The sequence below is a fragment of the Nostoc sp. UIC 10890 genome, from assembly GCF_054786515.1.
This window is the reverse complement of the sequence record NZ_JBSGKF010000002.1, coordinates 44,936-64,899: the sequence shown is the minus strand read 5'-3', so window position 1 is coordinate 64,899 and position 19,964 is coordinate 44,936. Positions and strand designations below refer to the sequence as shown.

Here is a 19,964-nt window from a genome sequence, read left to right as displayed (position 1 = left end):
AGTCCCTCGCGCTTTTGTTGTGGAGAAGTGAGAAGTGAGAAGAGTAGGGGAAGTAGCGGGAGTAGGGGGAGTAGGGGGAGTAGGGGGAGTAGTGGAAGGAAATGCTCTTTCTCCCCCAGCTTCAAAAGCGATGGAATAGTTATTTACTTGCAAGTCTCTTAGTGCTTCATCAACCAAGATTCCGAATGATTAATCATATTGACTAATCCACTCAAAATCTGGTTATAGGTTCCGTAGAGTTCTCGACCAATCTCAACATCCAAGTAACCACATTTAACACTAAACTCTATCCAGGTTTGAGTTTCGGCTGCTTCTGATTGTCTGCGACACGCTCCGCGAACACAATCATTCAATTTAGCGACGAAAGCTGCCTCATATCGACGCTTCCTCCATGCCTCGGCTAAATTCGCACATACGGAACGGGATAGCGAAGCGTTAGCGACGTTAGGAGCGTCTGAACGACGAATTTGATCGGTAAGCGAATACCTTTCCTCCACAGGAAGCTTTTTCGATAATTCAAAAATTTGCATCGCCATATCAAATGCCATCTTATAAATTTCTAAATCTTGATGCTTTCTAACCAGTTCTTTAACCATTTGCTTCGAGTTCTAATATTTACTCACTCCCCCTACCTCCCCATCTCCCCCGACTTCCCCTACTCTTCTCACTACCATCATCGCATACGGGATATCCACGTATATACGATATAGATGATTCTAGATGGGCAATTGGATCGTGTCTGGGAAACTACTATCATAAAGATACCGGGAATTATAGTTCTCGGCATCATAATTATCAGTGGGGGTTGGGGATTTATCTTATGGAAAATTTACCTGTATTAAGCGTGGAATCACTTGCTGTGGAGGTGGTGACTCTACCGCTTGATGAAGCCCGGGTTGCGCTTGTAGATTATTATTTTCCCAACCGCCAGAGAATTAATTCGACGGAGCAGCTAATTGAGCTATGGGTACATTCTGTCACTATTAAAAGCGACCAAACGCGACGGGCATATCGGCAAATTGGTTATGAGCTTGCTGATTATATGCAGTCGCGGTTTGGGATATCTGATTTTAGGATGGTAACGTTATTCCATCTACACGCAAATCTTGCTTGGCTAAAGGATGAAAAGCCAGTACGGGGGCAGAAAAATACTTATGGAATTAGTAAAAATACGGCAGCTAAATACACTGCGGCGATTAAAAGTTTGTGGGAGTGGGGTACTAGAGCTTCTATTGGTTATTTTGCTATCGATTTGGGCAAGGACTTAAGTATCCAATGGGACGATAAGCTCGCAGAGCGCATTCTGTCGGAACGCGAGATTGCTAAGTTGGAAAAAGCGGCGATTGAAGTAGATTTGCAACACAACACTAATAAGATGCATTGGCTGCTGTTGACTCTCGTCTTTTACAGTGGGGTGAGGGCGGGAGAAATTGCGCGGCAAACTTCTGATTATGGTAAGCGCATAGTTACACCGGGGTTATTTTGGCGGCAGTTTCGGGAGGATGGAGATTGTCTGTTATTAACTGTGACGGGGAAACGAAATAAAACCAGAACCATTAGTCTCGATCCGGAAACTAGTGCGGTGCTACTGGATTATCGTGGCGATGCCAGCAATGATCAGCCGGTGTTTCCTAGTCCCAGTCGTCGAGACAGAGGTAAACCTCTAAGCGATCGCGGATTGCGGTTGATGATGGCGGAAATTTCTGCTAGTGCGGGAATTAAGTTCAGCGCCCACTTTCTGCGCCACACTCATGCGACGCTGGCTAAGAAAAATGGAGCTTCTGATTTTGACTTGCAAGCAGATTTGGGCCATGCTTCTCCAGCGACAACTGCAAAGTACATTCACCATGTCGGGCGTGTTGGAACTTCTCACGCACTGCGTAAAAAAAGCAAACATCGGTAAAAAAGCAATCGCCACCGATTCATGGCGGGTACGCCATCGCGCTCATGCGCTCCAAAATGATACTGTCAAGGTAGTTATCAAGATGGATGACGCGCTCACTCGGTCGCGTCCAGTCCCGGTTTACCTAGACATTACCTAGACATGAGCCAAACAGGGAAAAACAAGAAACTGGCATCTTTTAACTGCGACCAAAAGATGTGGGAGCAGTTTATTGCCCGTTGTAAGTCGAAAGGGACGACGGCAACAGCCACGCTGACCCAATTTATCGAACTCTACCTAGATGATATAGATAACCTTGACGCAATTGGTGGCGATAATTTAGATAAACGCTTGGACTCTAAGATTAAGGCAAGTGTTGAGGAGTACTTAGTTACTAGTAACAATAGTAACCCCAGTCCTACGAATGAAACGATATTAGCTATTTGCTCACGACTTGATAAGCTGGAGTCACAGTTTTCAAGTGAATCTAGCAACGAAACCGGAGCAATCCATAATCTCGCCGATTTATCAGAAAAAATTGAGGGGATAACAGCCCGAATGACACAGTTTACCGAGGCGATTATTAAAATTCAAAATCATCTTAACAACCAACCGAGGCGGGGCAATAAATCGTACAACAACAATTCATCCTTCAAAGTGCATACTCCCCGAATGCAACCGTTGACGGAAGAAGGTTTAGCTTCAAGACTTGGTTTAGCGATAGAAACTGTACGCGAACAGCGAATTAAGCTGCATCCACCGCTTTTTGTGGCATGGTGCAAGGGCAAGGATAAATCGGGTATGGGGTGGGAATTTAACGAAAATACGGGATTATATCATCCGGCAAGTTAGTATTTTTATTATTTTCAAGAATTTCTGAATTTACACTGATTGGCGCTGTTAATGCGATCGCTCTTAGCGCATGAGTGCGATGGTAACTGAAGAAAAGTATCGTCAAACTTTGCAGGCGAGTATTTTAGAGTCAGAAATCATAACTTCATAAACAGAGATATAAGCGTTATACTTCAGAGATTGCAGTTATCAATTTAACCCGGAACAGGTGAAAGCTGCCCAATAATAAGGGTGAGAGAAAGGTTTAGACCCTCCACAAAAAGATTCTAAATCTTGTTTTGCTTGATAAATCCGGTTTCCGATTTGGGCATATTTTTTATATTCTTCATCGCGTTGCTGATACATTTGAGAATCTTGTGGATGAATATCCCGTTCTTTTTTAGTTTTTTTACGCTGCGTTTCGGTTTCCTTAAGTTTCTGCGTTAAAAAAGAACTTAACTTAGGTTGGTAAATGGTGGTAAGAGTTTCACCTGTAAGGGTACGCAGTTCAAATTGAGCTTGTCTGATTGATTGCAGTCGTTTGTTTCCCTGATGTCGGGATTGATAGTAAAATAGTGAAAATAGTGCTGTTGCCAAGTCATCTACTGCCCAGAGTGTACTGATAACACTTCTAGCGCCAGCACAAAGAAAACCTGTTGAAAGAGTGAGAATATCGTCGGTTATTTCAGTCACACCCAACCCAGTTTCGCAGCAAGAGAGAAATACATCTTCTAACTGAGGAGTGCGCCAACTTGGCATTAATAACTGACTTAATGTAATACAGCCATCTGCTAAAATTAATACTGATTCTAGAGGATTATCGAGCCGCGAACGCGCATGATGACTAGAATGAATTACTTGAACTTTTTGTATCAGTTGACGATAGTTGCTGACACTAGCTTCTTGACTACCTTTTAAACGTTGATTATCAGGAATATCATACAAATTTGCTAGTTGTCCTCCTTCCCAACTAGCGTAGGGTAAATCTTCAGTAGCATTTTCAACAATACCGTAGTTCATAAGACTACTGACTGAGGGACGGTTGTGACAAAATTCTAAAATTTGGCAGCTAGGAACGTAACGAATTAAAAATTTATCTCCAAGATATTGACTTGATGCTATTGGTAAAGCAGCAAAAGGAATTTGATGTAATGCTAGATGAGGAACAAGAATCAATTCATCAATATTTTTCAGATGTTGTGCAATTAAATCATTTAACTTTAAGACTTCAGCTAGTTCTGCTATTAAAAAACTAAATTGTTCTTTCCAAGTATCTTTGTGATGAACATATTGCCCTAACCAGTGAGTTAAAATCGATGATTGTAAAGTTTCAAATCCCAATTCCGTGCAAGTGTGCAAAGTAATTTGATTCTGCCGGATGATAAAGATATGGGTATCATTCGAGGTAGTATAAAAGCTCAGAATAGCTGTTGTAGGTACTTTAATTAGCTGCTGTATCGATGACAAATTCATGGGACTTACTTGAATTTGACCAGCCAGAACAGGATCTAGGCGGCGCATTTGTTCCCAAATTTGCTGTTTTTCAGCTTCCAAATCTGCAATAGTTTCGTTATAAGCTTCGATAGCAGCCCGACTATGTGGGCTTTTACCGAGTTTATTACCATCCAAGTTACTGCTATTATAATGGTGTCTTAGTTCATTATCAATTTGCCGTTGTATAGCTTCAAAATCTTGTAAATACTGTTGAATTTCAGCAGGAATTTCACCATCTGAGTAAAGGTCATTACTTGCCATTAAATCTACGAGTCGTTTTGAGCGAGAACGTTCGACATATTCAACAGCTTTATTGAGTTGTTTATTATTAATACAAGCTTGCACCAGATTTTGGTAAATATGGAGAGAATTAGCTAAAATTTCTTGACGGCGTGACTCTGAATTTACCCAAATGCGACTGGTTTCTACAGCTTCAATCGCCACACTATAACCCCTAATAGTTTCAGCCCAATCACCAATATCAAAAGCAGTGTTTCCTAACATTTCTCCTGCTTTTAGGCATTCGTTAGGAAAAGCGGTGGGAGTGAAGATTTTTAAAGCTGAACGATAAGAGGTAATTGCTGCTTCTATTTGCTGTTGCATCAACAAGACATTTCCTAAATTTAGATGAGTCATCGCCCATTGTCGCGGAGATTCATCTTTGGTGAAGACTTGTAAAGCAGATTGATGAGCAGCGATCGCCTTTTCTAAATTTTCGCTCCTATCCCCATGAATTCGGTGAAGATAGGCATTAGCCAAATTTATATGTACTTCTGCCCAACCTTGGGGGAAGGCTGCTTTTGTGTAGACTTGTAAAGCAGATTGATTAGCAGCGATCGCCATTTCCACATTTTCTGCTGCATCACCTCTGAGTCTCTGACGATAAGCAGAGCCGATGTTGAATTGAGTTTGCGCCCAAAGTTCTGGGAAGTCTTCACGAGTACGAATAGAAAGAGCATTTTGATAACAAGCGATCGCTTTTTCTAAATTCTCAGCCTTGTCACCTGTAATGCGTTGGCTTTGCCCGCCGCAGGCATCGCGGTAAACAATGCCTAGATTGTTTTGTATTTGCGCCCATTGTTCAGGATCTTGATCGCGTGTGAAAACCTGCATCGCAGTTTCACCAGCCTTGATTGCTAGTTCTGCATTCTCTACTTGATCGCCACGAATTCTATAACCATAAGTAATGACCAAATTACTATGAATTCCTGCCCAAAGTTCGGGAAACTGCTCACGGTTACAGACTTGTAAAGCATTGTGCAAGTAAGAAAGGGATTGTTCCAGGTTTTCTGCTTGCTCACCTTTTATTCGACGGTGGTAAGCATTGCCTAACATAAATTGACACACACCCCATTGTTCTGGGAAAGCTTCGCAAGTCAAGACTTTGGAAGCAATTTCGTAGCCTGTGATAGCAATCTCTAAGTTGTTCGCCTCACTACCCTGTCGAAATTCTTTAATCAGAAGGCTCAAACCTACAAGGCTAGCAGCAATACCTTTTGCATACTCTAGTGACGCTTCAGACAGCATGACTTCTGTCTTCAATCGCAATACAGTCGCAAAACGTTCATCAAGTTTGTCTTTGTTTACTTCCAGTAATGGGTATACAGCGCCTTTAGGGTTTGGGAGGTTCTCAAATACTGCTTTAAATAGCTGAAGCTGAAAGATTTCGCGGATCGCATCTTGAATGTGTTCCCATTGTTCAGTAAAATCTTTCTTAGAAAAAACACTAGCCGCTACCTCATAACCTGTGGCAGCAATTCTTAAGTTAATTGCTGTATCGCCTTGGGGAAACTCTCGAATTAAATTGCTAAAACTTAAAATAGTTGCAGCAAGTTGAATGGCTTGCCCTGATGTCATCTCTTTGCAAACATCCTCAAGCCTTTGCAAGTACTGAACAAATTGTTCGTCTAAATGATTCAGGTTATTTTCTAGTATTTGATATACAGCTTGTGAGTCACCATTGCTTTCGCTTGTTGCTTGTAATACCTGCTCAATAAATTGTGAATTTGAGGAAATTTGCTGAAATTCATCAGTATCGAAAAAGTTTAAAAGGTGTTGAGAACCAGAACGTTCGGCATACTCCCTGGCCTTATCTCGTTGCCCATTAGTAATGCAAAACACCACCATATTTGTGTAGGCAAGTATCTCTTCTGGAATTTCTTGTTTATGAGAAATACCTGCCCAAAGTCGGCTTTGTTCAACAGCTTCAATGGCAACAGCATAACCTTCAAAAGCTTCTGCTTTCATACCAGCAGCCAAAGCTGTTTTACCTAAACTCAATCCAGTTGTGATGCAATATCTAGGAAAATTGGTGGGAGTGAAGACTTGCAACGCAGCGCGGAGACAGTCAAGCGCTTCAGTAATTTGACCTGTTTTATAATAGGTATTTCCCAGGCTGGTTTTTGTTTCCGCCCATCGCTGAGGATAATCAGAAATAGTGTAGACTTCTAAGGCGTTAATATATGCCGAAATCGCCTTTTCTAGATTCTTTTGTTTATTACCCAGAATCCTCTCAGCGTAGGCAGAACCGAGGTTATTTTGACTGCTAGCCCAATAATAGGGCGATGCCGAATGGGTACGTACTTGTAGGGCAACTTGATAACAAGCGATCGCCTTTTCTAAATTTTGTGCCTTATCACCTTGAATTCTACAAAGGTATGCATTCCCCAAATTATTTTGAAGAGTACCCCAAAGTTCAGGAAGTTGAGCGCGGTTAACAATTTTTAAAGCAGTTTCATAGCAAGAAATTGACTTTTCGATATTTTCAGCTTTGTGTCCTGTAATCCTGTCTGTATAAAGAAGTCCGAGATTATTTTGTAGTGTCGCCCACTTTTCGGAAAAATCGTCGCGGGTGTAGATCAGTAGGGCATTATTACAAGCAACAATTGCCTTTTCTTGGTTATCGGCGCGATTTCCTCGAATTCGATGGCGGTAAGCCGGTGCTAAATTTAATTGGATATTAGCCCAAATTTCTGGGACAATCTCACGAGGAAAAATTTTAGTAGCAGCTTCTAAGCCTGTAATTACAATTTCTAGGTTAATTGCCCTGTTACCCAAGGGAAACTGCCAAAGCAACGTGCAGAAATCAACGATACCCAAGCCTACTAATCTTGCTTGTTCTGTTATTGAGTCGTTGTTCAGTAGTCTAAAGTTTATCCAGTAATTAAACTGTTCATAAAAATTATCATTGAGTTGATCTAAGTTAGCTTGAAGTAGAGGATAAACGGCTTGTGGATTGTTTTTATGTTGAGCGATCGCCCACAATATTTCACCCAAAAAAGCAGGAGGTCTGATAAGATTATCTGTTGCTGAAGGCTCATCTCTATATAATTCCAGTTCCTCACCTAGCCAATGAGCTAAATTTCTCAAAAAGTAAGCAGAACGAATATCTCCTTGGTTTATCCGGATTTGAGCTACCATTTCCAAAGTTTCTACAAACCCAGCATCAACCAAGTGTGCGTATTTCCTGAGAATCTTCATTTCCCTGCCACTAGGACAGTTGAGTAGCTGTTTAATCAGCTTGAAATAAGCTTTTTGGCGTTGAGTAAAATCTGGTGATTTTTGATAACCGAATCCTTTAGCCATGACAATTGGATGTTTTGGGTAGTTATATACATCATTCCCAACCGATCAAACTACGCAACATCTCCCCAAATTTCTACTAACTTTTCCAATAGCATTTCGGCTAAATCTTGTAATTCGCTATCATCTTGCTGAATTGCCTCACGAGTAGCACCAACAGCGCGAGTATCTCCAGCTAATATTTCCCCTCCAGCGTAGCGCCACTCAAATTCATCGCCAGTTCGGTAAAGAAGCTCAAACTGTGCCACAATCTCTGATAAAGGTTTGTTGTCTAATACAGAGCGTACTTGTACTGCCACCGAGTCATCAGTTTGCAGAAAAGCGATCGCAACTTCAAGACGAGTAATTTGCTCAAGGAGAGACTCAATCGGCTGGAGTTCTGACACTGCTAGCTGTGCAGGTGGATTCACTTCATCAACGGCTGGTGCAAATCCTAATAGCTGCACTGAATCTAGGCTTTCCTGAAACTGTATAGCTACATAGCCAATCTTATTTTCTATAGTATCTGGTAATAAAATGACAGTTTCTTGGGGTAAAACTGGACGACATTCTAATGTTCCTACATTTGGAATTACCAAATCAGCTACATTTGATAAAGCTGCTTTTACTGGATTCCAGCAATCTGATGAATTGAAATCTGTTGGTATTTGCAACCATTTTAAATAGCTATGAACTGCGTAAACTGCTAACGCATTCAAATAAACTCGCTTACCTTTTTCTACTGTGCTTTGTTTAGCGGCTAAATGTCTTGCTCTAGAATTAATTTCTAAATCTATGGGAACCATTAACAAGGGTGAAGTTGTGCTGTTCATAACGATTGCTCCTTTTTATATCCCAAATCTTCGGCAATTTTTTGAAGTATTGGTTCGCATTTTCTCTTCCAATGCGAATTGACGGTTGTATAAGGAATGCTCAAATCTCGTGCTATATCTGCAATTTTGTCAGGTGGTTCTTTGAGTACACGTCTCTGGCTGAGGAATTGACAATTACACCCAACAGAAGAACCAGAATAACTATTTTTGAGCTTACCTTCGGGATCTTGCTCAATGTAAAGCTCTAATTCTAGACCAATCCGTTGAGTAGTTTCCCGTTGAGAATTTTCAATTAAACTATCCAAACCACTCAAAGTAAAATTGGGTAGATTATCCAGCAGAGTTATTTCCCCAAAGTCTAAGGCTATGGGAGCATCTAAACTGAGTGGAGCATTTTTATCAGGACAATACAAATCTTTCATTCGCAAGCGAAGGTAGGCGTTGACCCATTTCACCAAACTTTTGGCAACCGAGTTAGAATAAGGCTGAAATTCAGAAATATTATTGCTAACCTTCTCTAAAGTACGGTTTAGGATTTCTGGGTAGTTTTGATGACTAGATTTGGCTAATCCTGGGAGTTGCTGAATTTCCAGTAGTAGTCGGTGCATGGACAATCGCCATTTTCGGCTGTTAGGTGGTTGTTGACGTATCTCTGCAATTAAAATATTCAACCGTTGATCTAAATCATCCATACATTTTTTTTAATGTGTGGTTTTTATGATGGACATTATCTCATTTAGCCAGATGCTTACACCAACGATATCCAGAATTTATCGGAAGTATCTTTTGATAAAATTCAACTAAATGCTATTCATAAGTTCTATTTGTAAGTTCAAAAGTCTTTCTATTTTGTGGAGGTAATAGACTGTTCCCACGGGAATTATTACAAGTGAAACAAGCCAAACGCAAATTTGAGAGACTATTAGAGCCGCCCAGACTCTTGGGAACTAAGTGTTCAATGGTTCTTTCAGATTTGGTCATTTGCTTGCTACACCAGCAACAGCGGTTTCCATACATTTGTAATAATTGGTGTCTCTTGCTACGCCTAGAGGTTGGAGACATATTAGCCATAATTTAACTGCCTGAGTATCAAGGTTTGAAGGTGTTCACTTGTTTAACAGGGCAGTACTAAAAAATGACGCAGAATTTTTGATTGCGTTGCAAAAAGCAGAAACTATAGCAGTTCTCATTTGGATGCAACACATGGTATTGACACAGCGATGCTAATTGGTATCAACTTAACCTTAGAAAGGCGGTTAGAAACCGCACGCCAGTCGCCTCTCCTATCGGAGACGCTGCGCGAACAAGTCGAGCCAGCCCGTGCGGACTGGCGTGGGAAACTCGCCCACGGCGCTGGCTCGTCTACACAAACAAAAGTTACCGATCCTGGATTCCAGACAAGGGACTAGTACCGCAAAACGGAATTAAAAATTAAAACAGCGTAAGCGTTTCATGGTTACTGAGCAAAGCCGTAAAGCCTGCGGCATAGCTACGCTTAGGGCGCAGCCTCTCTAAGAGTTGTATTGATTTGAAATGGGTGATTTACTTCCCCTGTGCTGTACTAGAGCCAACAGAGTGTTCTGATTATTCTGTAACTGAAAGCTAAAATTTGAATCATGTAGGGGTACATTTGACGAAGCAATGTAGGGAAATGACCGAACTATATAAGGCTGGAATCATTGAGGTAACAGAAGCAGAAGATGAAGATGAAGATTTATTTGAAGTTGCGGTGCATTTTGACGGCGATATTTTTCTTCCCAGCGTTGTTTTTGCAGGCAAAGACCACGCATTGCGGCAAGCTAAAAAGCTCTATGATTGGCTAGAAGCTAATCCAAAAGAAATCAAGGGAGAGCAACTGCGTTGGCAATCATACACAGTTAATCGTGAATCTCTAAGAGAGTATCCAGCCTGCTATTTACCTTACTACTATTCAAGGTATGAACAAAGTTTAGAAGTTTTAATTTTTGAGCGAGACAAAGAAGCCATTGTTTATGGTTGGTTGAGCGCTGAACCTTTACCTTACTATATGGACAAAGAAGATGGTTTGGTAGTTCTTGGAGACATTTCAGATGATGCTGTGCTTGCTGGTTGGCATAAAGCTATTGATATACGCATTAGACTTTACTCTTTTATCTACCAGTCAAATAGCAGTCACAAGCTTTAATAATCAGTTGACAATTAGGAGCTTTAGGTGCAGCGAAAAATCGAGTTAAAAAGAGGTGTTGATAATACATCTGTTGAAGCCTATTTGGTAGATTTAGTCCAAAGACATGTTGATGATTATGTCAATTATTGGGTAGAAAGCTTAAGGTTATTTAGTCAATCAGATAAATACTGGGATTGGATATTCAAATTAAGATATATTGACAATCAAGAAAATCTTGAAGGTTACGCAATTGAGTGCGAAAACAAAACTCAAGGATTAATGATAATAGAAACACAAATGCACGGTTCTCGGTTAAATGTTGGTAAGAGGCTAGTTTATGTTGATGGCATTGCCACTGCCCCTACTAACCGAATAGAAATTCAGCGTCCGCCTCAATTCAAAGGTGTTGGTCAAGCACTATTAAATTTCGCAAGAATTAGAAGTGTTGAGTTAGGGTATGAAGGTAGAATTGGGTTGCATTCCTTACCAAGGTCTGAAGGATTTTACGAAAAACAAAACATGTTGAACTGCGGTTCGGAAGAAGAATATGATAATTTAGTCTACTTTGAGTATGGTGTATTGAGACGAAGATAAGGGCTGATCCGGGTAAAATTTTATGAATCATCAACAGCAAAAGGATAATTCTGAGGCAAACGAGTCAATAACAACCCAAGAAGCTATAGATTTACTTTTTGGTGAAGGATGGCTCGAAGAGGCTGTTTGCATCGAAGATGAAGCAAATTGCACGATTGGCGCTGGTTTGGATTGGGGTAATGCATTACCACCTTTAATGCTCAACCTTCCTTTATTTGGTCGTCTATCAACGCTGCGTGTATCTCTTAACCGCGAAGTCAGGCTAATAATTGAAACATGGGATTTAGGTATAGGTACAACTTCTGCGACAGAAACTGCAAGGGCACGCATTAAAGAGCGGTTGCTATCTCCTACGCCTGAGTTAATACCTCACTTGGAAGCTACTTTGTTGCAAGATGATTTATACGGTGAAGAGTTTATATCTAACCGCGAAGTCCTCAAATCGCTACTTGCAGTAGTTCTTACTGATTCTGATAGAGAAGAAATTGCAGAGAAGGCTGCTAATTCAATACGCACACAAGTTATGTCACAGGTGAATTTTTCCGGAAAACTTTCTGCGTAAATATAATCACAATAATATCGGGTCAAATTAAATCAAAATTAGTTTTCTGCAACCCAAAAGGAACTGATTGATGACTGGTAAAAACCGCAGTCGCTATTCTTCAAACTGGGATACTATCGCACTTGAGGTCAAATCCAAATCAGACTGGAAATGCACGCGCTGCGGTATGCAATGCTTACGTCCAACTGATAAAAGGGATGGATTAAATCGTAGAGAACGCAGCATTAAAACGTTAGTGGTTCACCACCGCAATTATACGCCCGAGGACAACCGAGCAGAAAATCTCGCGGCTTTATGCAGTGCTTTATGTAGAATCCACGTCGTAGAAACCTTGATGTCACTGACTTTTGTTAAATTATTCTACAACGTAACCCCTGATAACTCCCTTTTTACAAAGCAGAAAAATTTACAAAATGTAACTAGTTTTTTTTGACTCATTACCGCACTTTTCAGTGCCTAATTATTAAAATCACTGTGTTGGTTAATAGAGTCTTGCTCCCAGCGAAGCAAAAACATGGTTGAGATGACTGTAAAAATTGCCTACGAACTTGACAAATGGCTTCAATCGAAGTGGCAAAGAGATACGCGATTCTACACCTTAACCCTTTGCCAAAACCTATTTGGAGAGTGGACGATCACCAAAACTTGGGGCAGTGCCATCTATCGGGGGTTTGGCAAGTCAAAAGATTTAGATTGCCCTGATTACCAAGCCGCGTTAATAACTTACTACAAGCTGCAAGAGCGAAGGGAAAAGCGAGGGTATAAAAGAGTTGACCCTGAGTCAAGATATTGATGAATCTTTATCTAATTCCATTTTCGCTTTAGCTATTTGCCAGGATAGTAGTTCATAACCTGATGAAAATTTATCATTGTTTACTCTAACCTGAATTTCTCCTTGCTGTATGGGTAAATATTTTTTCGGAACATCCTGACAGAAACCACTTTCAATAGCCTGACAATACCAACGTTCAAACTCATCCTCAAGAGGAGTCATCGCTTTGAGAGGAACATTAGGTTCAGCCTCATCACGAATCATTGCCAGTAAGCAAGCACCAGGATTCTCAATGCTATTATGGCTTCGGTATTGCTCAAAGGCGGATATTGCCAACTTCACCCTAGTGACATCGTGTTTGGCTATTTCCTGTTTTAATCTAACACCGATTTTGATGCCCATTTCGGTAATTAAATGAGTAATTTCTTGAGATATATTCTTGAGTTCGCCATTATCAGACTTCTTAGGAACCGAGTTCAAAGAAACAACTTTTGGAGATGACTCAGGTGTGGTCAACTGCTTAATTTGTGTTCGCAGACGTTCACATTCGGACTTCAACTCGAAGATTTCAGCGACATGACCCCTCAAGTTCTGATTCTGTCGCTTTAATTCTCTATTTTCATCTGACAGTTCTCGAATCCGTTGCTTGAATACTTCGCTTAGAGTTTTGAGGCTATGAGGTCCAGGTTGTTTCGACTCTAATGAATTTAGTTGCTGTGTTTTTTGCGACTGTAAATCATGAATGTATTCAGTTAATTCCGTCCATTTGTAGAGGTAGGAAATGGAACAGCCAGCGACTTGAGCAATGTTAGGGAAGGTCAAGGGTTTACCGCTTTTTTTAATCTCTTCAATAGCGCGAAACACTTGTTCACGTTTCTGCTCTTTTCGCTTTTGTTGGGCTGAGAGAAGGACAGCAGTCTGTTTTTCTCGATTAAGTTGCTTCGCCATTAGCAACTTTCCTCAAATCTGATAGCCATTTATCCATTGCTTCTAGGGTAGCCTTGGATTCTTCATAGGCCAGGGCTGCCCCAGCTTGTTTAGCTGACTCCATGCGTTTGTGTTCTCCAGCATATTGCCGTTCATAAAGGGATAATTTGCTTGTACTGGGGCGGAAACTACCACAGCCGTAACATTTGGGATAGAGGTTGTAGATACAGTTTGTTTTGGGGTCAAGGGTGCAATGACCATAGACCACCAGACGAGGTGAAATTTCCAGGTCGAGTTCGTGAGATGAAGGGTTTTTGAGGAGGCTTTCAGGTAAGGTTTGCCAGGGGAGGAAGCGGTTTTGCGAATTCAGCAGCAGCTCCTGAAAAGGTAAATCTACTACCGCTACTTGCTCCTTAGTGGGAGGTGCATAGTGCTGAAATGTCGTTTCACTACTGAGGTGGTCAGCATAGAGTTGAGCTGCTTCCATTCCGTGTTTAGCCCTTACTTCTTGGAGGCGACTAGAACGGGTAATCTTACCAGTAAAATAGGGTTTTTGACCATTGCTATCACGAATGTCTTCTTGCTCTATCAACAGACGAATAAGACGAACCATTGGATTTCCACTTGCTGTTACTTGAGGGGGATTGGGCAATGGTTTGAGACTAGAAAACGAGGGGTAAGAACTCTGTTTAATACTTCTAAAATGACAAAACAGATAGGGGTAATCAGAGTCAAAGGTTTTTCTAATCCATTGCTGTTGTTGTTCAATGACTTGTCTAATTTCACGAGGGGCAGGTAGTCTGTGCCATCGTTCCACTTTATGCTGATAAAACTTGATATACCATTGACCATTTTCTTCAACTAAACAATCAAAAGCTATCTGACAGATATCTGCTGGACGAGCAGCCGTATATTCTTGCACCAAGTAGTGACGAGCAACAGGAGCAGGGATTTTGTCAAGATGCTGTTTAATTCCTTGACGGGTGATTTCATCCAACCAATCCACGTCCTGAATTATCTGTTTGGGAATATCTCGATGACGAACTAAGTTTTGAGATTCTAATCCGAAAAAATCAAAAAAATCTTTGAGGTTATATAGCTTTTCTCGAATCGTTCGACTACAGTTACTTTGGTTAAGGTCGAGAAAGGCTAAGATTAGTTCCCGGCTAATCTCAGGGAGGTGGTGGATATTATTTGGCTTCAAAATTTGACTAAACTGACGCAAAGCCACCAGAGAATTCATCGGTTTTGCACTAGCAGAAAACCTCCCAGATTTGAGTAAAGAATATAGATATTGCTTGACTAGGACGCGAAACCACTCAGGTTTAATTGAGTTAAAGTTAAGGATTCTCACGGGTGAGTTATTGATAAAATGGCGAAAATCCCAAACATCATCATCAAAACAGAAATTCAATAAAGTTTCTTCTTGTTGATACCCAACCCAACTGCCATAACTTGTGGCGTTAGGGTGAAAATTTATGTGGCAGAAGTAACAGCGACAATTACTCTGGCTGCTAGTTGTTTGAAAGGTCTCGTAAATCCACCCTTTCTGTCCATCAGGGCCAATTTGATGGCACAGGGGATTAGGGCAAACTAAATGCTGGCGATAACCGTGAAACTGAGGTGGAACTTGACAACAAAGCAGGGTTTTAAGGGAGCAATAATTACATCCTAATTTGAGTTTATGACTTTGCCAATCAGCATAATGAAATTTGCTGATTTGTCCTTGATTACACTGAGGACAGATAAATTCTCCAGAATACTTTTCTGCCCAATTGACTGACAGAGTTCCTTGAAGAGTTTGATGAATGGAAATAGGTAAGTGTTGAAGTTGACCAGTTAGGTACGTTACTTGATGACAAAAATCACATCCCAATCTCAGTTTACAAACAGACCCTTTTGAGTAAGAAAATCTGTTTAATTGTCCCTGATTGCACTGAGGACAGATAAACTCACCAGCATAATCTGTCTTCCAATTGACTTGTAAAGTACCGTCAAGAGTCTGGTGAATTGAGATAGGTGGGTGTTGAGGAACTTCACAAGTTAAGTTGGTTATCTGAGAGCATGAATCACATTTAAGTCTAAGTTTACAAATTGGTTTTTGAGAGTGATGAAAATTGTTAATTTTTCCCTGATTGCACTGAGGACAGATAAACTCGCCAGCATAATCTGTCTGCCAATTGACTGACAAAGTACCGTCAAGCGTTTGATGAATTGAGATGGGTGCAGACTTTCTCAGTTGGCAGGAGAGGGGAGTGTATCTGTGGCAAACCTCACAACCTAATTGAATTTGACAAAGTGTTTTATTATCGTAAGCCAAATGGCTCAATCGTCCGCAATTACAAAGAGGACAAACGAACTCATGACTATAGTTCTCTGACCAATTTACTGGTAAAGTCCCGTTAAGAGTCTGGTGAATTGAAATCGGTGGATGCTTGCGTTTACCCATTAGTTTTATGTTCTTGAAGATTTTGCAATTCTGACAAGCCATCAAAACGATTTTTGATTAAAGCTAATAAGTTAGCAATCTCAGTCACTCGTCTTTCTTGTCCGTTTTTTTGAGCTTGAATTAGGTCTTGCTGTAAGCAGTTCACGTCAGCTTCTAACTGGGATTTATCTTCGGGCGTTATCCGATGATGAGGACAGCTTAAACAGGCATAGCGATGTTGACAATCTCCTAACATGGTTGGACGATGACATTCTCCCAGGGGGATACTAACTTTGAGGAGATTAGCTAATTTTTCATACCTAGTTTTTCTTGGTTTAAAAGAAGTAACTCGACCATACATATCCACATAACCTTTGAGATTAGCTTCTTTTTCTAACCTGATAAGCGAACGCTGACGATAATGAGGTAGCATATCTAAGGAACCGTGACCTAGTACGGCGGCGATATATTCATCCTCTACCTCACAGTGAGCCATAATGCTGGCTTTGGTACGGCGAAACATGTGGCTAGTTAGTTTAAATCTGTTGCCATGTTTGTCTTTTAAGTCTGCTACTTCTCGAAAATTAATTAGCCAGTTACTAATTCTCAATCTGGTAATTGTTTGGGGTTTATAGAACAGTGTTGTGTCTAGTTCTCTATCAGCCCAAGGAATACTTTGATGATGAGTATAAACGGTACAAAATAGTTTATCGAATTCAGAATCTCTCCCAAATTGAGCATCAAGAAATCTCTGCTGTTCTTGAACTAATTCAGCTACTAGAGGATGAATCTGAACAAACCTCCAGTGTTTGCGTTTTTCAACCCAACGTAGTAAGAACCATTTGTCACCTTCCTGTTTCAGGCTATGGCGTGGCATAGTGAGAATTTCTCCAATGCGGCAGCCTAACACCAATTGCAAGCGAAAAAGTCTTTCAAGTGTCGGGGGGAATAAATCGAATTTCTCGTAGATTTGGTAAAGTACTTCCTCTGGAATTGTTTCAATTTTAGGAGATTTTTTTTTGAGTTTAATGGGGGTAAAGGCAATTTCCAACCATTGTTCTTCTTTCCAAAGATTGAGGGCGTAAGCAATCGCATTCTGACGATTACCGCTATTAATTTCGCTAATAAATTGATGGAGGAGTGCTTCTGTCAAAGATTGGGGTTGTGTATATCCATAATTACACAAAAAACGATCTAAATGGTTTAAACAGCCAACTCGATGAATAATCCGACCGAGCGAATATCGCTCTCGAACGCTGGCTTTAATGGTTAGTTGAGTCAGCCGTTTTAACCAAGGTAGTGAAAACTTGTGAAAGTAAAGATGATAATGTCCATTAATTCGGCATTCTTCTTGGCTATAACCCAATTCTAACAGTGACCAAACATCTTGATTCATCAAAGGATCATTAATCCACTGTTTCCCTAACTCAGAGAGTGTGATTCGCTCCTGTAATGCTTGCGGTGCAAATGCTTCTGCCATTAATTTTCTTCTTCTCTTAAGTATTGGTCTAGGGTCATTTCATCGAGAACATGACTGTAAATGTCTTTCGTTGTGGCAATTGAACGATGTCCTAAAAGCTGTTGTACATATTGGTCAAGATAATTGTCTTGCAGCATTCTAGTAGCGAAGGTATGGCGAAATAAGTGCGGATGTGCTTTAATTCCTGTTCGTTTGTGGAGTTGGTCAAATAATTTATTTAAGCGAACTAAGGACATCGCTTGCCCTACCCATTTACTTGATAAATTGACGAATAACATCCCGCCTCCCAAAGTTTCGGCTTGAGGCGGATATTCTTCTAGTAAGTAGGCATGAAAGGTCTCTTGAATAGCTGAACGATGGTAAATAATGGGGATTTCTCGTTCTCTTCCTTTAGCCATTGCGCGATTAGGATTGTCTTCTCTGCGTACAATCCGAATGCGTCCGCTGAAATCTAAGTCCTTGACATCTTCCAAATGTAATCCTAACAGTTCTCCACGCCGCACTCCTGTTGAGCGCAGCAGCATGATAATTAACCTGTCTCTATAAGTTGTACAGGCGTTGGCTAAGGTTGCGACTTCTTCATCTAGTAGACAACCACTGAAGAGTTTCGGTTCTTTTATTTTGATGCGTTTGCGTTTATCAGGATTGCTTTTAGCAATTCCTCTAAGAAAGCCTCCTCGTTTTCCCCAACCATGCGCTAGTAGAGTGAAATGTTTTTCTTCAATCCTGCCTTCAATTGTGTGATAGGTATAAAATTCTTGGATGGCGGTGACTGCTTGATTGACAGTGCGAGGACTCCTTTTGGCAACAATTTCTCTAACATTTTCACCAGATTCTTCAACTTCACCACCTAGCAAGTACCAATTCACAAAGTCTGCTAATTCATTTAACCCAACGTCATACCAGTTGAGGGATTTCGATTCTAACCAGCGCCAAAAGTCTACCAGTCGATAAGCGTATGTACTTACTGTATTCGGTGCTAATTGTCGCTTTCTACAGTAGTTCAAAAATCTTTGGATTGGCTCTATGGGTAGGCAAGTTTCAGGGTCGAAGACACAGCTAAATCGTGACTCTGTGTGAGGCGATATCGCCCATTCTACCTTGGTCATTTTCTACGTTGTGGAAATTAATTTGTTTCTACCCTAACGTAAAAATTAGGGCTGTTGTTGTTGTTCTTTCCACGTTGTAGAATTGGTTGTTGTTGTATATATAAAGTGGCTGTCATATGCTGTTTCATACACGCAGACGGGGAAATGTATCACCAGGACAACTATCTTTGTGGTAGAAAAACTAGTAGTTTAAGACAAATTAATAGTAGATAGTTATGATAAAAGTAAAAGATAAATATTATCTTTATAAGTCAACATCACAACATTTGCTGACGCAACAACTTCGTTGAAAAATTGAAGTTGTATAGACATGAAAACTACTACGAGTTCTAACCCAAAAACTAACCAAAAATTAGTAAAATCTGCACAGCAAATTCAACAAACAAGCACCTTCATAAGCGAAGCGGATTACTACGACTACGAAGCAGAATTAGCACAAGAAAAATCAGACTACTATCACTTGCAGTACGGATACTAAATTCAATCTCCCTTCAAGCATCAACTCTTCTTAGTCAACAACTAGTAGCAACTAACTGCTAGTTGTTTTTTATATCAAAAGTAAATTATGACTTCAGCAATTGAACGCGAAATCAACCAACTCACTCTCAAAGAATTAAGCCTAGATGCTGCTAAACTTTGGTCACAGATAGAAGAAGCAGGCGAGTTAGGCGAACAGGGTAATGTAGAACAACTCTTACAAGAACTTATGGGTGTTCAAGATGGTATCGAAACCAAAATCGATGCGATCGCCTGGGTAGTTGACCAGTTAAATCTTGACCTTGAAACCTGGGAGGAAAGAAAAGCGCGAGTAGCCGAACTCCACGACCGGGTAATTTCACGTCGCAAAACTCAACTTGAACAAATCAAGCGCACCCTCATCCACCTACACGAGATTGGATTAATCAATGACAAAAACATCGGTAAAGAAAGGGTAATTGAAATCAGGGATAACCCACCAAAAGTCGCTAACTTACTAGTAGAAGTAGATGATGAAGATTTTCCTGATGAATTTAGAGTTATTAAGTACCAAGCTAATAACAAGGCAATTATTGAAGCCTATAAATCTGGTAAAGATATTAGCAATCTTGCCGAGGTAACTATCGGGAAGCAGGTGCGGTTTAAGGTGCAATCAGGTAGTAAGTCTCGCAACAAGAAAAACCACAACTAATGGCATACGCCCCAACCATGTGAATCAAACATAGGTATATCCCATCATTTTACAAAAATATCATCAAATGGTTAAGGGTCAAACCTTAATCATTTTTATTTTTTCTAAAAACTATAGCTCAATTTTAAACTTATTAAAAAAATCATCAAAACTTTGCCTGAATTTAAACTCCGTGAA

General features: G+C 40.5%; 18 protein-coding genes. 9 read left to right on the top strand and 9 right to left on the bottom strand.

From position 1 onward, the window contains the following. Nucleotides 1-158: 158 nt before the first annotated feature. A complete protein-coding gene (locus ACWATR_RS30265; RefSeq protein WP_460341013.1) occupies nucleotides 159-596 on the bottom strand; it encodes a four helix bundle protein in 438 nt (145 codons plus the stop codon). A 224-nt stretch (nucleotides 597-820) separates the two neighbouring features. On the opposite strand from ACWATR_RS30265, the gene ACWATR_RS30260 reads away from it, so the two are divergent. Together ACWATR_RS30260 and ACWATR_RS30255 are read left to right on the top strand one after the other, a co-directional pair. Then, the gene (locus tag ACWATR_RS30260; RefSeq protein ID WP_460341010.1) at nucleotides 821-1,903 is read left to right on the top strand and encodes a tyrosine-type recombinase/integrase; all 1,083 of its coding nucleotides are present in this window, start codon (nucleotides 821-823) and stop codon (nucleotides 1,901-1,903) included. Nucleotides 1,904-2,044: 141 nt separating this feature from the next. Further along, a complete protein-coding gene (locus tag ACWATR_RS30255; protein ID WP_460341007.1) occupies nucleotides 2,045-2,734 on the top strand; it encodes a hypothetical protein in 690 nt (229 codons plus the stop codon). A gap of 189 nt (nucleotides 2,735-2,923) precedes the next feature. On the opposite strand, the gene ACWATR_RS30250 is transcribed toward ACWATR_RS30255, so the two are convergent. The 4 genes from ACWATR_RS30250 to ACWATR_RS30235 all read right to left on the bottom strand — a co-directional run bounded on the left by ACWATR_RS30250 (nucleotide 2,924) and on the right by ACWATR_RS30235 (nucleotide 9,618). Beyond that, a complete protein-coding gene (locus ACWATR_RS30250) occupies nucleotides 2,924-7,792 on the bottom strand; it encodes a CHAT domain-containing protein (RefSeq protein WP_460341004.1) in 4,869 nt (1,622 codons plus the stop codon). 50 nt (nucleotides 7,793-7,842) lie between these two features. After that, nucleotides 7,843-8,601, bottom strand: coding sequence for a DUF1822 family protein (locus ACWATR_RS30245; RefSeq protein ID WP_460341001.1), 759 nt, complete (start codon nucleotides 8,599-8,601; stop codon nucleotides 7,843-7,845). Further along, nucleotides 8,598-9,293, bottom strand: a complete 696-nt coding sequence (locus tag ACWATR_RS30240; protein ID WP_460340998.1) for a hypothetical protein — start codon at nucleotides 9,291-9,293, stop codon at nucleotides 8,598-8,600. The genes ACWATR_RS30245 and ACWATR_RS30240 overlap by 4 nt, the downstream gene beginning before the upstream one ends. Before the next feature lie 115 nt (nucleotides 9,294-9,408). After that, complete coding sequence (locus tag ACWATR_RS30235; RefSeq protein WP_334986541.1) at nucleotides 9,409-9,618, bottom strand: HNH endonuclease; 210 nt, start codon at nucleotides 9,616-9,618, stop codon at nucleotides 9,409-9,411. 173 nt (nucleotides 9,619-9,791) lie between these two features. On the opposite strand from ACWATR_RS30235, the gene ACWATR_RS30230 reads away from it, so the two are divergent. From ACWATR_RS30230 to ACWATR_RS30210, 5 genes are all read left to right on the top strand, one after another. Next, the gene (locus ACWATR_RS30230; RefSeq protein WP_460340995.1) at nucleotides 9,792-10,010 is read left to right on the top strand and encodes a hypothetical protein; all 219 of its coding nucleotides are present in this window, start codon (nucleotides 9,792-9,794) and stop codon (nucleotides 10,008-10,010) included. Nucleotides 10,011-10,252: 242 nt separating this feature from the next. Continuing rightward, nucleotides 10,253-10,765 carry a hypothetical protein gene (locus tag ACWATR_RS30225; RefSeq protein ID WP_460340992.1) on the top strand — a complete coding sequence of 171 codons (513 nt, stop codon included), beginning with the start codon at nucleotides 10,253-10,255 and terminating at the stop codon, nucleotides 10,763-10,765. 27 nt (nucleotides 10,766-10,792) lie between these two features. Further along, the gene (locus tag ACWATR_RS30220) at nucleotides 10,793-11,341 is read left to right on the top strand and encodes a GNAT family N-acetyltransferase (RefSeq protein ID WP_335151562.1); all 549 of its coding nucleotides are present in this window, start codon (nucleotides 10,793-10,795) and stop codon (nucleotides 11,339-11,341) included. A 22-nt stretch (nucleotides 11,342-11,363) separates the two neighbouring features. After that, nucleotides 11,364-11,903 (top strand): hypothetical protein, encoded by a 540-nt coding sequence (locus ACWATR_RS30215; protein WP_069072339.1) that lies wholly within the window; start codon nucleotides 11,364-11,366, stop codon nucleotides 11,901-11,903. A 514-nt stretch (nucleotides 11,904-12,417) separates the two neighbouring features. Beyond that, complete coding sequence (locus ACWATR_RS30210) at nucleotides 12,418-12,696, top strand: WGR domain-containing protein (RefSeq protein ID WP_414571635.1); 279 nt, start codon at nucleotides 12,418-12,420, stop codon at nucleotides 12,694-12,696. Here ACWATR_RS30210 and ACWATR_RS30205 read toward each other — a convergent pair. Genes ACWATR_RS30205 through ACWATR_RS30190 form a run of 4 tightly spaced genes read right to left on the bottom strand, consistent with a single transcriptional unit; the run spans nucleotide 12,685 to nucleotide 18,619 of the window. Then, the gene (locus ACWATR_RS30205) at nucleotides 12,685-13,623 is read right to left on the bottom strand and encodes a DUF6262 family protein (protein ID WP_460340986.1); all 939 of its coding nucleotides are present in this window, start codon (nucleotides 13,621-13,623) and stop codon (nucleotides 12,685-12,687) included. The genes ACWATR_RS30210 and ACWATR_RS30205 overlap by 12 nt on opposite strands. Continuing rightward, a complete protein-coding gene (locus ACWATR_RS30200; RefSeq protein WP_460340983.1) occupies nucleotides 13,607-16,051 on the bottom strand; it encodes an integrase in 2,445 nt (814 codons plus the stop codon). Before ACWATR_RS30200 ends, ACWATR_RS30205 begins: the two co-directional genes overlap by 17 nt. Next, nucleotides 16,044-17,510 carry a tyrosine-type recombinase/integrase gene (locus ACWATR_RS30195; protein ID WP_460340980.1) on the bottom strand — a complete coding sequence of 489 codons (1,467 nt, stop codon included), beginning with the start codon at nucleotides 17,508-17,510 and terminating at the stop codon, nucleotides 16,044-16,046. Before ACWATR_RS30195 ends, ACWATR_RS30200 begins: the two co-directional genes overlap by 8 nt. Continuing rightward, nucleotides 17,510-18,619: a tyrosine-type recombinase/integrase gene (locus tag ACWATR_RS30190; RefSeq protein ID WP_460340977.1), complete on the bottom strand. Its 1,110-nt coding sequence runs from the start codon at nucleotides 18,617-18,619 to the stop codon at nucleotides 17,510-17,512. The genes ACWATR_RS30195 and ACWATR_RS30190 overlap by 1 nt, the downstream gene beginning before the upstream one ends. Before the next feature lie 310 nt (nucleotides 18,620-18,929). Between ACWATR_RS30190 and ACWATR_RS30185 the strand changes: the two genes are divergently transcribed. Next, entirely contained in the window at nucleotides 18,930-19,097 is a 168-nt protein-coding gene (locus tag ACWATR_RS30185) for a hypothetical protein (RefSeq protein ID WP_181154401.1), read from the top strand. An 87-nt stretch (nucleotides 19,098-19,184) separates the two neighbouring features. Continuing rightward, on the top strand, nucleotides 19,185-19,787 hold the full coding sequence (locus ACWATR_RS30180) for a siphovirus Gp157 family protein (protein ID WP_104899421.1): 603 nt from the start codon (nucleotides 19,185-19,187) through the stop codon (nucleotides 19,785-19,787). The last annotated feature ends 177 nt before the right edge of the window (nucleotides 19,788-19,964 follow it).

Excerpts from the sequence above, each read along its gene's own strand:
- ACWATR_RS30265 (WP_460341013.1), bottom strand. The coding sequence starts at position 596 with ATGGTTAAAGAACTGGTTAGAAAGCATCAAGATTTAGAAATTTATAAG.
- ACWATR_RS30260 (WP_460341010.1), top strand. The coding sequence starts at position 821 with ATGGAAAATTTACCTGTATTAAGCGTGGAATCACTTGCTGTGGAGGTG.
- ACWATR_RS30255 (WP_460341007.1), top strand. The coding sequence starts at position 2,045 with ATGAGCCAAACAGGGAAAAACAAGAAACTGGCATCTTTTAACTGCGAC.
- ACWATR_RS30250 (WP_460341004.1), bottom strand. The coding sequence starts at position 7,792 with ATGGCTAAAGGATTCGGTTATCAAAAATCACCAGATTTTACTCAACGC.
- ACWATR_RS30245 (WP_460341001.1), bottom strand. The coding sequence starts at position 8,601 with ATGAACAGCACAACTTCACCCTTGTTAATGGTTCCCATAGATTTAGAA.
- ACWATR_RS30240 (WP_460340998.1), bottom strand. The coding sequence starts at position 9,293 with ATGGATGATTTAGATCAACGGTTGAATATTTTAATTGCAGAGATACGT.
- ACWATR_RS30235 (WP_334986541.1), bottom strand. The coding sequence starts at position 9,618 with ATGTATGGAAACCGCTGTTGCTGGTGTAGCAAGCAAATGACCAAATCT.
- ACWATR_RS30225 (WP_460340992.1), top strand. The coding sequence starts at position 10,253 with ATGACCGAACTATATAAGGCTGGAATCATTGAGGTAACAGAAGCAGAA.
- ACWATR_RS30215 (WP_069072339.1), top strand. The coding sequence starts at position 11,364 with ATGAATCATCAACAGCAAAAGGATAATTCTGAGGCAAACGAGTCAATA.
- ACWATR_RS30210 (WP_414571635.1), top strand. The coding sequence starts at position 12,418 with ATGGTTGAGATGACTGTAAAAATTGCCTACGAACTTGACAAATGGCTT.
- ACWATR_RS30205 (WP_460340986.1), bottom strand. The coding sequence starts at position 13,623 with ATGGCGAAGCAACTTAATCGAGAAAAACAGACTGCTGTCCTTCTCTCA.
- ACWATR_RS30200 (WP_460340983.1), bottom strand. The coding sequence starts at position 16,051 with ATGGGTAAACGCAAGCATCCACCGATTTCAATTCACCAGACTCTTAAC.
- ACWATR_RS30195 (WP_460340980.1), bottom strand. The coding sequence starts at position 17,510 with ATGGCAGAAGCATTTGCACCGCAAGCATTACAGGAGCGAATCACACTC.
- ACWATR_RS30190 (WP_460340977.1), bottom strand. The coding sequence starts at position 18,619 with ATGACCAAGGTAGAATGGGCGATATCGCCTCACACAGAGTCACGATTT.
- ACWATR_RS30185 (WP_181154401.1), top strand. The coding sequence starts at position 18,930 with ATGAAAACTACTACGAGTTCTAACCCAAAAACTAACCAAAAATTAGTA.
- ACWATR_RS30180 (WP_104899421.1), top strand. The coding sequence starts at position 19,185 with ATGACTTCAGCAATTGAACGCGAAATCAACCAACTCACTCTCAAAGAA.